Origin of the sequence: Pinibacter soli, from assembly GCF_029961145.1 — a bacterium.
GTDB lineage: Bacteria > Bacteroidota > Bacteroidia > Chitinophagales > Chitinophagaceae > Pinibacter > Pinibacter soli.
This window is the reverse complement of record NZ_JASBRG010000007.1, coordinates 651,824-665,341: the sequence shown is the minus strand read 5'-3', so window position 1 is coordinate 665,341 and position 13,518 is coordinate 651,824. Positions and strand designations below refer to the sequence as shown.

Below are 13,518 nucleotides of genomic sequence, written 5' to 3'. Positions count from 1 at the left end.
GAGATTAAATTTAAATAAAACAAGTGGTTCGAACAATTGTTCGATCCATACCCAAAAAATTTATAAGTTATTTTTTGAGAGAATTCCAGATGAGTTCAACAATCATCTTTTTTCGAGCCTTCAATTTGATGTTCATTTGTTCCTCTGTGAGTTTTAAGGATTTCATTTGTATACCTTTCAACAAGAAAGGAAACACAGTCAAAGACCGTACATTGGTCAATAAATCAATAGCACTTATTTTCTTTATTTTACCATTCCTAACTTCCTTGCTAATCTGTTTGTCCAATGCACTAAGAGCGTCAGAAGAAAGATTGCTGATAAAGGAAAAAACGATCGAGGGATTGCGATTGATCTCGTTCAAAATAAAGATAGGAAGTAGGGGAAATTTCAGAATCTTCTCAGTATCGTCATTTACTAGATTCGCGATCTTGTCGTACAATGATAAATCAGATTTTACAAGTCTAATCGTTCCCTCGTAGAATTCCTGAAACTGAGCTTTAAAAACAATGCCAAAGAGTTTTTCTTTGCTTCTGAAATAATAGTTTACCATTGATTTAGTTGTGTTCGCTGCATCCGCTATTTCTTGCACTGTAGCACCATCATACCCCTTTTCTTTAAAAACTTTGCTAGCTGCTTCTAAAATCAATTGTTCGGTTGTTTTCATTTTCACCAGATCAAGTTTAGTTCGATCACTTTTTTCAAATTTACATACAAATTGGGGGATAAATAAATCAGAACTGCGAATCATCAGTGATCACGGTCTAACAAGTAATGATTCTCTTATAGAAGTCTATTAGTACGATGTCACTCGTTAGTATGACTAAATTGTCCGGCGGCCTATTACCGCCAACACTTAAATATAGGCAACAAAAGGAATAACCGCAACCGTCATAGTTGCGCTATTTTTACTTTGCTTTTTTTGGTGCTGCAAATATCTCACTCATCCCTCGTGCTGACTTAAGCATTTCGTCTTTGAGAATTCTCTGTTTGTAGTGATGTAATGCTGAGTTGTTGTAATTTTAGTGTGTCCCAACATCCGCTGTATAGCAGGATGTTTACACCTTGTTCATTCGTGATAGATGCGAAAGTGCGTCTAGCCATGTGCGTTGTCATATTCTTGGTTATGCCACAGACATCCGCGATCTCCTCCAGATATGCATTCATCTTTTGGTTAGATACTACTGGAAGCTTGTAGTAATACTTTTCCAGGATCTTAATGACCTGTGGAAACAGGGGCACATCATAGTCAACTCCTGTTTTTACACGCTTGCTGTCAATCCACTTTGCACCAGAAGAGTCAGTGTATATAGTAGATGTGTTGAACTCTTTTACATCACTATAGCTCATCCCTGTAAAGCACTGGACTATAAACACATCCCTTGTGCGCGTATCTCACTCATCCGTCTTTTTGCTGTTTGTTCAAATTCTTTTTTCAACATTATCGTAACTGGCTCTTCCAACGGGAGAGGATACTCATGATCTATGTAATGCAACGTACTCTTGATTAAATGTAAATTTTGTGAATTAGAAGAGTTGAATGATGAGAAATACCCGAGGTGTGCTATCTAGTATTTGCAATCACCTAAATTTCGGCTATTGATTGAAGTGAAAGAATGTGCCAGGCGTGCCAGCTATATGTCCTTTAATTGATTGATAAGTGAAAGTCTGTAAAACAAAAACGCTGATAATTTATTGATTATCAGCGTTTATAAAAGTGCCCAGGACTGGATTCGAACCAGCACACCTCGCGGCGCTGCCACCTGAAGGCAGTGCGTCTACCAATTTCGCCACCTGGGCATCCTTTAACAGGGGTGCAAATATAGGAAGTAGAAAGTAATAAGTGATAAGTTTTTTGAAAAAGTTTTGAGTGGTGAGTTACGAGTTTTCAGTACTGATGAAACATAGCACAAAAAAACCATAACCCAACTTTCAATTTTCCCCACCTGACTGACGAAGTCGGGCAGGAACTTTCAACTTTCAATTCTTCCTACACCGCCACATTAAAGTCGCGCAAGGCATCATTCAAACTTGTTTTTAAGTCTGTGCTTGGTTTACGCTGACCAATGATCAGGGCGCAGCTTACATTATATTCGCCAGCCGGGAATTTTTTTGCATATGTGCCAGGAATAACAACGCTTCTTGCCGGTACGCGACCTTTGTATTCGATCGGCTCTGCACCGCTTACATCGATGATCTTCGTGCTTTGAGTAAGTACCACGTTTGCGCCCAGTACCGCTTCTTTTTCTACACGAACGCCTTCTACCACGATACATCTTGAACCTACGAACACGCCGTCTTCAATGATTACCGGAGAGGCCTGCAATGGCTCCAAAACGCCACCGATACCAACACCGCCGCTGAGGTGAACGCCTTTGCCTATCTGAGCGCAGCTACCTACAGTTGCCCATGTATCAACCATTGTACCTTCGTCCACAAAAGCACCGATGTTTACATAGCTTGGCATCAATACCACGTTTTTCGCGATGTATGCACCATATCTTGCCACCGCATGCGGAACGGCACGCACACCGAGTGAAGCGTAATCTTTCTTCAGTTCCATTTTATCATAAAACTCAAACGGAGGTAATGACATGGTTTTCATTTGCTGAATACCGAAGTACATCAGGATGGCTTGTTTTACCCATTCGTTTACTTCCCAGCCACTTTCTACAGGAGCAGCTACTCTCAGTCTGCCTTTGTCCACTTCTTCAATCACCGCTCTTACAGCATCGGCATATTTCGCGTCTTTCAACAACTCGCGGTTTGCCCATGCAGATGTGATCAATTCTTTCATGCTTGAAATTTTTTGCAAACATAAAGGAATCGAAAAATAAAACGGCTAATGACGGTAAATTAATGTTGCCGGCAGGAGGACGGAGTAATAGCTATAAGTTGTATGTAACAGGTTGGAGGCCGCAAACAGAATCCATACCATGGCTGGTGATAAGTACTTAAAACATACTACTTAAAACTTATGACTTACAGCTTTCCACGTCGGCAATGGTACAAATTTTACAGGGAATGAATCATCGCCGCTGGGTTTGGCATCGTAACTTTAAAAACAAAAAATTCATTTATGATCACTACACTTGACAATAATACTGCGCTTGTTTTGATTGATCTCCAGAAGGGGACGTTGAACGCTCAGCTGGTGCATCCGGCTAAAGGTGTGCTGGCAAATGCTATTAAACTCATAGACGCTTTCAGAAACGAAGGGTTGCCGGTAGTGATCGTGCATGTGAACCCCCTTGGTGCGCCCTGGACAAAGACGCGGAAGCAGGTGAGTATGATTCCGGCAGACGAAGAGGGGCAAAAGGCGGCGGAGGCAAAAATGCAGGAGGATGGGTTCTTTACCATTGTGCCCGAAATTGTATTGCAACCCGGCGACTTGCTGGTAACTAAAAAAACATGGAACGCTTTCTTCGAAACGGGCTTACACGACGAGCTGCAAAAGAGAAATGTTACCGGCATTGTATTGGGCGGCGTTTCTACAAGTGTGGGCGTGGAGGGTACTGCAAGGGCTGCCAGCGAGTTGGGTTATAATATTACCCTTGCTTCTGACGCAACAACCGACAGGATCGCCTCCGCTTACGAACATAGCGTGCATACCATCTTTCCGCGGATCAGTGAGATTGATACTACCGATGCTATTATCAAAATGCTCGCGCAAAGAAAATAATTGTCAAAAAGTTATTTATTAATAAAACAGCATTTTAAAGGAATGTTGAAAATAATTATCTTGCTTCAAATAAGTTCATAACATTTATATGGCATTACTAGAAGAGCACTTAATGGTAAAAAAATCCGGGTTACCTAACGCCGGAAAAGGGTTATATACAAAAAAGCCGATACCGAAAGGCACCCGAATCATTGAATACAGGGGCAAATTCACCACCTGGAAAGAGGTCGATCATGACGAGGGAAACAACGGTTATATATTTTTTGTAAATCGCAATCACGTGATTGATGCCAGCGAAACGCCAGAAGAACTTGCACGGTACGCCAACGATGCAAAAGGTTTGCAACGCGTAAAAGGTATTATTAATAATAGCGAGTACGAGAAGCAAGGGAAAGCTGTTTATATAAAATCATTGAAAGATATTCCTGCAGGCTCAGAGATCTTCGTGTCTTACGGAAAGGAATATTGGGATACAGTGAAAGAGAATATGAAGATTGATAAAGTGAATGGGAAGAAGTAGTGTAAAATTAATAATTAATAATTGATAATTAACAGGGCCACATTCTTGAGTGAATGCGGCCCTGTTGTTTGTAGAGCAGATGATATGCTATTCTCTCATCACTGTGCTACACCTATTAATTTTTAATTATTAATTGCTCCCTACCTCTTCTTCCCCTCATTTCCTCTGTGCAACATAATATCTCTGTCAAAAAGATAAATGCCGCCTTTGTCTTCGCCTACAAGTACCAGCTTGTCATTTAAGGTTCTGGCGAGATGCTCTTCTTCAATCTGCTCATTCACGTACCATTGCAGGAAGTTGTGTGTGGCGTAATCCCTTTCAGTGAGCGCCATTCCCACCAGCTCGTTAATATTTGTCGAAACAATGATCTCATGTTTTAAAAACTCTTCGAACACACGTTGAAGGGAGAGAAAGGTAATGATAGGTTGCTCCAGTGCGGGAACGATCGCAAAACCGCCGCGTTCATTAATGTAACGGATCAGTTTTAACATGTGCATTCTTTCCTCATCGGACTGGGTGTAAAAGAAGTTTGTAACGCCGTCAAGTCCCGGTTGTATCTCTGCCCAGCTGGCCATTGCCAGATATGCCTGTGAACTTTCGGCTTCCAGTTGTACCTGCCTGTTTAGGGCCTCTTGCATTGTTTGTGATAGCATGGGTTAGTTTTTATAAAACAATATAACCAAATAAGTAAATTTTAGGTTTATTATATCCGTTAATCTTTTTGAGAAAAAATTGAAAAACTGTGAACTGTTCGGGAGGTTTTTTGTTACTGTCAAACGGGGAGTCGATTCGCGTTGCAATTTAGCCAAAATAAAATGTACAATTATCGGATACCGATACTGGTTTTAGGGCTTATAAAAGTCAAAACTAAGAACTCAAAATTTAAAACTTACTTATGGATTCTAATCAAGACCTGCCTGAAAAATTTGTCCCCCGAGGCGCTGTTGCTTTCTTTGCCCTGCTCGTTGCTTTGGGCCTTATTATTTGGTTTACCATATATTTTATTATGCTTTACCGCAGCTAAAACAATTTATTATGCTGGATAAATTTGAAAGAACAGTAATCGGAGTGGCGTTGCTGGTATCGGCGCTGTTCATATTTAGCCTTCTGTATGCTATGGGCGCCAAAAAAGGAGATGTGACCGAATGCCTTCCTTACGATAAATCATATGAAGATGCAAGGGTGAACCAGGTAGATAAGAACACTTACCAAATCTTTTATGTTGCCCGCATGTGGAACTTCGAGCCTTCTGTGGTTTACATTCCTGTAGGCAGTGAGGTTGATTTTTTTGTTACATCAAAAGATGTGGTGCATGGCTTTGATATATCTGAGAAAAATGTGAACCTGATGGGCGTACAGGGCGCCGTAGCGAAAACAACCGTGAAGTTTGACAAACCCGGCGTATACAAAATAACCTGTCACGAATTCTGTGGCACCGGCCACCAGAACATGCAGGCCGAAGTAATCGTTAACTATCCCACAAAATAATCCGATCATGCACATAAGTAAACCTATTAGAAACATTATTCTCATAGAGCTTTTTGTTCCTGTTTTGTTGCTGACCATCGGCATTTATCATGGCTTGATGCAGGTAATATACAGGGCGGGAGTTATTCACCAGTCTTCATTTGCAAAACTTGATTATTACCAGGGATTAACCTTGCACGGCGTGATCAATGCGATCGTGCTGACTACTTTTTTTGCGGTAGCATTTGGCCATGCCACAGTTGCCTTTCATTTAAAAAGAGAACCGAACTATAAAGCCTCCATGTTGTCACTGTGTTTAATGGTAGGTGGAACATTAATGGCTGCGTGGGCAATGCTTGCGGGCAAGGCTTCTGTGTTATATACGTTTTATGCTCCGTTAAAAGCGCACCCGTTGTTTTATCTTGGAACTGCTCTGCTTATTGTTGGTTCATGGGTTGCATTTTTTGACTGGGTAACCATTTATTTAAAATGGAAAAAAGATAATCGCGAAGTAAACACGCCACTGGCTGTTTTGGGAACCCTTATCAACTTCACCATATGGTTTGTTTGTACACTGGCGGTTGCGTACGAAGTGCTCGTCCTGCTAATTCCGTGGTCCATGGGTTGGACGCCTACAGTCAACGTTTCGCTTACAAGAACATTGTTCTGGTTTTTCGGACATGCATTAGTATACTTCTGGTTGTTACCGGCTTACATTATGTTCTATACCATTTTACCAAAAGTAGCCGGTGGCAAATTATACTCTGAGCTTGCCGGTCGCATTGCTTTTTTTGTGTTCTTGTTATTGTCGATTCCCATAGGGGTGCATCACCAGTTTGGCGATCCCGCTATTGGAAGAGGCATCAAGCTTACCCAAGGTATTCTCACATTTGGCGTTGCCATTCCGAGTTTTATCACAGCTTTTACCATTGCCGCTTCGCTTGAGTACGCAGGAAGGAAAAGAGGCGCAAAGGGTTTGTGGAACTGGGTTTGGAAACTTCCTTTCTTCGATAAAAATGTTTACCTGTTTGGCTATCTCATCAATGGTTTGATACTATTTATTTTTGGTGGATTGACAGGTTTGGTGAACGCATCTTATTCGCTCAATAACGTTATTCATAACACGGCGTGGGTGCCGGGGCACTTTCACCTAACTGTTGCCGGACCGGTGTTTCTGGCGATATTGGGTATGTCGATTTTCATGACATCACAACTTACAGGTAAGAAAATTTTTCTACCAAAGATCAATACAATCGTTCCTTATTTATGGACAGTGGGCGTTTTGATTTTCTCTACAGGACTCATGTGGGGTGGGCTTTTGGGCGAACCGCGCAGAACGAATCTTGGGCTCACTTATCTCAATCCTGAAAGCGAATTGTACAATCCCTATTGGGTGATCACAACAATGCTCGGTCTTGCAGGCGGCGGTATTATGTTCACTGCGGGACTGTTGTATTTCGTCGTTTTCTTCGGCACATTTTTTAGCAAACGCACGGCAGAGCCTGTTATTGATTTTCCGGTTAGTGAAGTTTATCATACAGAAAAACGGATACCCATATTCGATACTTTCCGTCCGTGGCTCATAGCTATGGCGATCATATTGTTTATGGCTTATCTGCCGGCCATTATGGACACGTTGAATAACAATCGAAAGGGTGCGCCGCCATATTTGCCAACGGATCCGGCACCGGTAATATCTACGAGTGAAAAGAAATGAAAAAGTTGCTCAGGTACATATTAAGTTCGTGGAAAGCCTTTCTGGTGCTGGTTTTGGTGGTACCGCTACTGGCTTATACCGTTGTAAACTGGCTGGAAAATAAATACAGTCCGTTGCCATACAAAGGTTATAACGATACTTGGGTAAGCAAGAAAAATGCCATTGCCTTAATGCCGTTTTCATTCAGCGATCAACAGCATCAAGTTTATGGTTCCGGCGCGATCAAAGGAAAAATCACTGTGGCGAATTTCTTTTTTTCATCTTGCCCAACCATATGTCCGGATATGTTCAGGCACATTAAAAAGGTGAGCACGGCGTATGCAAATACTGATGATGTGCGGTTCATTTCCTTTACAGTGGACCCCGAACGTGATACGCCGGAAAAACTGGCTGTTTACGGAAAATTGAACGGGATCGATCCCTGTCAATGGAAATTATTAACGGGTGATAAAAAAGAGCTGTACCGCCTTGCACGCAAAGGCTTCTACATTACAGCAACGGAAGGGGACGGGGGACCGGAGGATTTTATTCATAGCGACAGGTTGGTGCTGATGGACAAGGATCAATTCATTCGTGGTTATTATGATGGAACGTCCGACAAAGACATCCAATTGCTGATTAACGATATTAAAAAGCTGGAAAATGATTAAAGCTTCAAAGTATTTTTCGCGCAAATATTTTGCAACATTAAGAGTAATGGCTGTTTGCTTTTTGTTTTGTGTAAGAGTGCATTCGGTTGCACAAGATGTAAATGCCGATGAGGGTAAAAAACTCTTCCAGGGGCGCTGCGCATCCTGTCACAATGTGAACAAAACGCTGACGGGGCCCGCACTGGCAAAAGTGTATGAGCGCCATACCATGCCATGGATAATCAGCTTTGTGAAGGGCTCCCAGTCTATGGTAAAAAGCGGGGATAAGGAAGCGCTGGAACTGTTTAACAAGCACAACCAGATTGTTATGCCCGACCACCCGGATTTAAATAACAGCCAGATAGAAAGCATAGTGGAATATATAAAAACGGAAGAAAAAAATCCGGTAGCCGATGCAGCTCCTTTTGCCCGTCCGGGTAAAAAAGTGCCGCACAGAATGCCCTTATCCATTTATAATTATCCGTTTATGATAGGCTATGTTGCATTGATCATTTTGATGGTCGGAGTGTTAATTTCTTTGGTAAATATTAAAAGTTACGAAAGTCATGTGCATCATGAATAAGATTTATTAACTTAGTAAAACCTATTGTTAAACCGGCCTGTTTAACCAAATTATCACACTTTAGTTTCTAGATTTACATACAACATTTACAATAACGATTTGCCGGCTATAGTCTCCTGTTTTATTTACCCGTACTGTCTTGGAAACGACGTTTTCTATTCTCTTAATGTGAAAAATAAACACTATGACTATACAAATTAATGACAACCGCAGGTTGCACGATTTGCAACTCGAATTCAGCAAGACATTTCCATTTTTGAAAATTGAGTTTTTTAAGAAAAAGCATAGTGACAGGCAGCTTTCAAAAACCCATCTTGTCGAAACAGGGAACCAATGTGTTTGCGATGTGCGTAAATCGCACGAAGAGGGGGAATTGGAAGTTACTTCCAGCATGACGGTTGAACAATTTGAGTCTTCACTTGTAAAAGATTTCAGTCTTCCCGTACAGGTGTTCCGCAAGGCAGGCAGGCTATGGCGCGAGACCACACTAACAAATAAGTGGACGCTTCAAGAGCAAAATGAACATGGAAAGCAGATAAACAGGGCAAAGGATGAACGCCCCGAACTTTTTTGGTAGTCGGTGTAACATTTATTAATACTGATTAGGCATTAAACCTTTCCAACTTATAAAGCATATCCTTTAACAGGGGTATGCTTTTTTATGGGAGCTTGTGATTCGATGAATTTAAGATGTGGGTATTGTGTTGCTGGGAAAGTTGAAAATACCCACTGTAAAAATATTGTCGTAACCAAACAATAACATTTACATGAATTGTTGTTTTTTTGCGTCACCATTACACGGTTTGACACTTTTCTATTGATTTTTATTGTTTACGACGGGTAAAATAAAAATTCAACTATTTTGATGTAGGTCAAAAAATTGTATTTTGTAGCAGCTTCAAATTTCCTAGTAAAAAAACCAAAATTTAACTTTATCCACGTCCTGTGTCCCTATTAATGCTTATAAAATTTTTGGTATGAGGAAATTATACTTCTTACTACTGTGCTTATCATTTTTCACTTTACATTCCTCATCGCTGCTGGCTGCAAATATCACGTGGACAGGTGCCACCGGCGGAAGTTGGAATGTTGCCTCAAACTGGTCAACAGCAAGCGTTCCCGGCTCAGGCGACAATGTTACATTTAATACAAGCGTAACGGTTGTTATGAATGGCCTGTTAATTAATATTGCATCACTGAATGTGACGAGTAACAGCACAGTTGTTTTTACGAGTAACGCAATTACCGATATCAATGTTTCGGCTAGTACCAACGCTTTGGCAGTAGGTAGTGGCTCTTCATTAAAAATATTTACCAGTGGCGACAACGAGCTGCATGTAAGTCTTGTGAGTGGTGCATCCGGTGTTATCAACGGAACTTTTATCATGGAAGCTGACACAGATCCAGTTGCTAACTTTGGATCAACCCTGTCAGTCAATAGTGGTGCTACGTTGGCAGTAAATGGTACTGTTACAGTGAATCCTCATGGTCTGTTTCTTGAGACTACAGGGACCAATGTTTCTTTTAATGCAGGTTCTAATTATATTCATGCCAGAGACCGCGGACTGATTCCCCAGGCTACATGGGATGTGGCTTCTACGATACAAGTGACCGGATCAATAAATGATTTGCCGACTTTTCCCGGAACCAATTTGTCATTGGGAAATCTGTATATTAACTGCCCTAATATACTTAATGCTTTCCCTTACTCATACAATTTGCATTTGTATGACAATACAACAATAAAGGGTGATTTACAGGTATTGGGTTTCAATAGTCTTACAGTGATTTTATTGGCCAACTCGGGTAGCCCGACCAATTTAGTTACAGTCAATAAGAATTTTGTTCTTAGTACAAACGCCACCGTGCAGCTTTCTTCGACAGAAAATGACGGTACCAAGGACGCAGATTATACTTTGCAGGTAAACGGCAACTATGTACAGTCTACGGGTACATTTTCTTTACAGGAAAATGATAATGTAACAGGGACAAGTAAACTGGGTATCAAAGGTAATTTTAATCAAACAGGCGGACAGTTTACAAGCAGCAGCATTGCAACCAGTTCATCAAAGAATCTGTTTGTTGTGGAGCTTAACGGCAACGCAGCGCAAACAATCACCAGCAGTTCCGGCGTAATCGATAATGCCAACAATCAAGTGGCATTGCGCCTTAATAATACATCTGGAGGTGTAAGTTTAAATAATGCGCTTCAGGTAGGAAGATTGGATTTGACGTCTGGTGTGCTTACAACCACTGTTGCCAGAACGATTACTGTCAGGAGTACTGAATACGCCCAGGGTGTGACCAGTGCCAATAACAGCAGTTATGTTTCAGGACCCGTAACAAGAAGCACAAATACAACCAACGTATATAGGTTCCCTACTGGAAGCAACGGCTTCTACAGGCCAATTGAAGTGGCTCCAAATTCAACAACGATTTCTTCTTACACTGCAAATTATTTCAGGACAGCCAACGGCTCTCCGGTTGCGGCACCGCTGCAGGGAATTTCCAGTGCGGAATACTGGTCAATAGGAAGGGCTTTTGGAAGTGATGCATCTGTGCAGCTTTTATTGTTTGGCCAGGCGGTTCCCGGCGCTCCTGCCAACAGTGCACTGGTTGTGGCCTCTAATAGTGGTTCACAATGGACCAGTGCGCAGGGTGGCACCGGCATTTCTATTTCTCCGGGTAATTCGGTAAATGGAACGGCAACATCAGCCGTACTCAGCGGTTTTAACTTGTTTACGTTCGGCCTTATCGGTGCGCCGCTACCAGTTATATTACTCGATTTCACTGCCACAAAATCGGGTTCTTCTGCTAACCTGAAATGGACCGTTGATGAGGTTGACATTCCTCAATCGGTTGAAGTATTGAAATCAAACAATGGTCGCGACTTTACCAAAGTGGGCAGCGTACCGGGTCGTGAAGGGGTTACAAACTACAACTACGCCGATGCTTTAAGTGACGGCAATAATTACTATCGTTTGCGATTAATCGATAAAGACGGTTCTGTCACTTATAGTAAAGTGGCCGCCATTCTTAACCAGGCAAATGGATTTGCGATCACAGGTTTCGCACCAACATTGGTTACAAGAAGTGTGAAGCTGAGTGTTAATAGCGGTTCTGGTGGCACGATGGATCTGTATATTACAGATATGTCAGGAAAGGTATGGCGTAAATTCGGCGTGCAGGTTTCTACCGGCAACAACGAGCAACAGCTTGATCTGTCTGACCTGAGCGCAGGTGTTTACCAGGTGTTCGGTTATATGAACGGTGAAAGAACAGGTTTGATAAGGTTTTTAAAGCAGTAGCGAATAAGTAAAAAATAAAAAATAAAAAGGCGTTCGAAATGTATCGAACGCTTTTTTATTTGATAAACGTTATGAGGGTTTTACTACTCAAAACTTTCTTAAAGCCTCAAAGTAAAAAGGGAGCCCGATGTAAGCCGGGCTCCCTTTTTACTTTTTATTTTTTACTTTTAATTCAACAGCGGATTTACTTCAATCTCTTTGATATCAATGTCAGAATAATCTCTGATTTCATTGTATAAAGTATCACGCTCAACAGGCTGACGTTTTACCTGTTTGATCAACGCCACCATTTCAGCGGTGCTCATTACAGGCGTTTGCTCTTCGCTGCCTGCCATTGAATATATCTTTGTAGAATCGTCGATGGTGCCATCGATATCGTTTACGCCGAAGGCTAGGCTTAACTGGGCGTTTTTGCGGCCCAGCATTGGCCAGTATGCTTTCAGGTGAGGGAAGTTGTCCATGTATAATCTTGCAATCGCATAAAGCCTCATATCTTCCGTTACCGAGCTTTCCGGCACATCGCTCATGTCATTTTGTTTATTGCGGAACTTCAGCGGAATAAAGGTGTTGAAACCACCCGTTTTGTCCTGCAGGCTGCGCAATCTTTCCATGTGATCAATGCGGTGATGGAATTTTTCAATGTGACCATATAACATGGTCGCATTCGAATGCATGCCCAGTTTGTGTGCTGCTTCATGAATAGCCAGCCAGCCCGCTGCGTCAACTTTGTCCTCGCAGATCTGTGTGCGTATCTCAGGGGCAAATATCTCTGCGCCACCACCCGGCAATGATTGCAAACCTGCTTCATGAAGAAATTTCATTCCTTCGTCGATCGTCATTTTCGCCTTGCGGAACATGTAATCAAGCTCCACAGCTGTAAAGCCCTTTACGTGCAGGTCCGGGCGATGAGCCTTTATTTTTTGCAAAAGGTCTGCGAAGAAATTAAGATTCAATTTCGGGTGAACGCCACCAACGATGTGTACTTCCGTAACCGGTTTGCCATCGTATTTTTTAACGATGTTCAGCATGTCGTCTGTACTCAGTTCCCAACCCTCTTCACGATGTGCATACAAGCGTGAGTAGGAGCAGAACTTGCAGGAGAACACGCAAACGTTTGTTGGTTCAATATGGAAATTGCGGTTGAAATATGTTTTATTGCCATGCAGTCTTTCGCGAACATGATTCGCCAAAGCGCCCACAAAAGGCAGGCTCCCTTTTTCAAAAAGTAAAACGCCTTCTTCCCCGGTTATTCTTTCCTTATGGATAATTTTCTCGCCAATGCTTCGAAGAGCTTTTTCTTTTTCTGCTTCTATAATCTTTTGTATAGAAATTGTTGAGTCTGTAATAATCATCTTGTAAAGCTTTTTCTGGGGCGAAATTACGGGATTTAATTGATCGTTGATGGTGGTTATTGAGGGCAGGTGGGTTGACAAATGTCAGTAGCCAGTAGCCGGTTACCGGTAGGCAGTAGAGAGCCGCCTGTGGATTGTTGAGTACGATATACGAAATACGATTTACGAAATGCTTTTGAAAACGGCCTCGTGACGGCTTTCTTGCACCGTACATCGTCTTTTTTTTCCCATTTCCCATTATTTACTATCTTGACCCCTTTATT

General features: G+C 41.9%; 13 protein-coding genes and 1 tRNA gene. 8 read left to right on the top strand and 6 right to left on the bottom strand.

Going from position 1 to position 13,518, the window contains the following annotated elements; translation table 11 throughout:
* Positions 1-67: 67 nt before the first annotated feature.
* From QJ048_RS13690 to QJ048_RS13675, 4 genes are all read right to left on the bottom strand, one after another.
* Complete coding sequence (locus QJ048_RS13690; RefSeq protein WP_282334936.1) at positions 68-748, bottom strand: TetR/AcrR family transcriptional regulator; 681 nt, start codon at positions 746-748, stop codon at positions 68-70.
* Between the two features lie 209 nt (positions 749-957).
* Positions 958-1,347, bottom strand: coding sequence for a site-specific integrase (locus QJ048_RS13685; protein ID WP_282334935.1), 390 nt, complete (start codon positions 1,345-1,347; stop codon positions 958-960).
* A gap of 368 nt (positions 1,348-1,715) precedes the next feature.
* Positions 1,716-1,797: transfer RNA gene (locus QJ048_RS13680), tRNA-Leu, on the bottom strand.
* 190 nt (positions 1,798-1,987) lie between these two features.
* The gene (locus QJ048_RS13675; protein ID WP_282334934.1) at positions 1,988-2,794 is read right to left on the bottom strand and encodes a 2,3,4,5-tetrahydropyridine-2,6-dicarboxylate N-succinyltransferase; all 807 of its coding nucleotides are present in this window, start codon (positions 2,792-2,794) and stop codon (positions 1,988-1,990) included.
* 282 nt (positions 2,795-3,076) lie between these two features.
* Here QJ048_RS13675 and QJ048_RS13670 point away from each other — a divergent pair, with 282 nt between their 5' ends.
* Positions 3,077-3,679, top strand: a complete 603-nt coding sequence (locus tag QJ048_RS13670; protein ID WP_282334933.1) for an isochorismatase family protein — start codon at positions 3,077-3,079, stop codon at positions 3,677-3,679.
* A gap of 88 nt (positions 3,680-3,767) precedes the next feature.
* Positions 3,768-4,199 carry an SET domain-containing protein gene (locus QJ048_RS13665; RefSeq protein ID WP_282334932.1) on the top strand — a complete coding sequence of 144 codons (432 nt, stop codon included), beginning with the start codon at positions 3,768-3,770 and terminating at the stop codon, positions 4,197-4,199.
* Between the two features lie 140 nt (positions 4,200-4,339).
* Here the strand turns inward: QJ048_RS13665 and QJ048_RS13660 are convergent, their stop codons facing one another.
* Positions 4,340-4,852 carry a ferritin gene (locus tag QJ048_RS13660; RefSeq protein ID WP_282334931.1) on the bottom strand — a complete coding sequence of 171 codons (513 nt, stop codon included), beginning with the start codon at positions 4,850-4,852 and terminating at the stop codon, positions 4,340-4,342.
* Positions 4,853-5,234: 382 nt separating this feature from the next.
* Here QJ048_RS13660 and QJ048_RS13655 point away from each other — a divergent pair, with 382 nt between their 5' ends.
* From QJ048_RS13655 to QJ048_RS13630, 6 genes are all read left to right on the top strand, one after another.
* Positions 5,235-5,687: a cupredoxin domain-containing protein gene (locus QJ048_RS13655; RefSeq protein ID WP_282334930.1), complete on the top strand. Its 453-nt coding sequence runs from the start codon at positions 5,235-5,237 to the stop codon at positions 5,685-5,687.
* Between the two features lie 7 nt (positions 5,688-5,694).
* Positions 5,695-7,383, top strand: coding sequence for a cbb3-type cytochrome c oxidase subunit I (locus QJ048_RS13650; RefSeq protein ID WP_282334929.1), 1,689 nt, complete (start codon positions 5,695-5,697; stop codon positions 7,381-7,383).
* On the top strand, positions 7,380-8,033 hold the full coding sequence (locus QJ048_RS13645; RefSeq protein WP_282334928.1) for an SCO family protein: 654 nt from the start codon (positions 7,380-7,382) through the stop codon (positions 8,031-8,033). The genes QJ048_RS13650 and QJ048_RS13645 overlap by 4 nt, the downstream gene beginning before the upstream one ends.
* Positions 8,026-8,595, top strand: a complete 570-nt coding sequence (locus QJ048_RS13640) for a c-type cytochrome (RefSeq protein ID WP_282334927.1) — start codon at positions 8,026-8,028, stop codon at positions 8,593-8,595. Before QJ048_RS13645 ends, QJ048_RS13640 begins: the two co-directional genes overlap by 8 nt.
* Before the next feature lie 184 nt (positions 8,596-8,779).
* Entirely contained in the window at positions 8,780-9,172 is a 393-nt protein-coding gene (locus QJ048_RS13635; RefSeq protein ID WP_282334926.1) for a hypothetical protein, read from the top strand.
* A gap of 400 nt (positions 9,173-9,572) precedes the next feature.
* A complete protein-coding gene (locus QJ048_RS13630; protein ID WP_282334925.1) occupies positions 9,573-11,903 on the top strand; it encodes a T9SS type A sorting domain-containing protein in 2,331 nt (776 codons plus the stop codon).
* A 167-nt stretch (positions 11,904-12,070) separates the two neighbouring features.
* On the opposite strand, the gene mqnE is transcribed toward QJ048_RS13630, so the two are convergent.
* Positions 12,071-13,255 (bottom strand): aminofutalosine synthase MqnE, encoded by a 1,185-nt coding sequence (gene mqnE / locus QJ048_RS13625; protein ID WP_282334924.1) that lies wholly within the window; start codon positions 13,253-13,255, stop codon positions 12,071-12,073.
* Positions 13,256-13,518 lie beyond the last annotated feature (263 nt).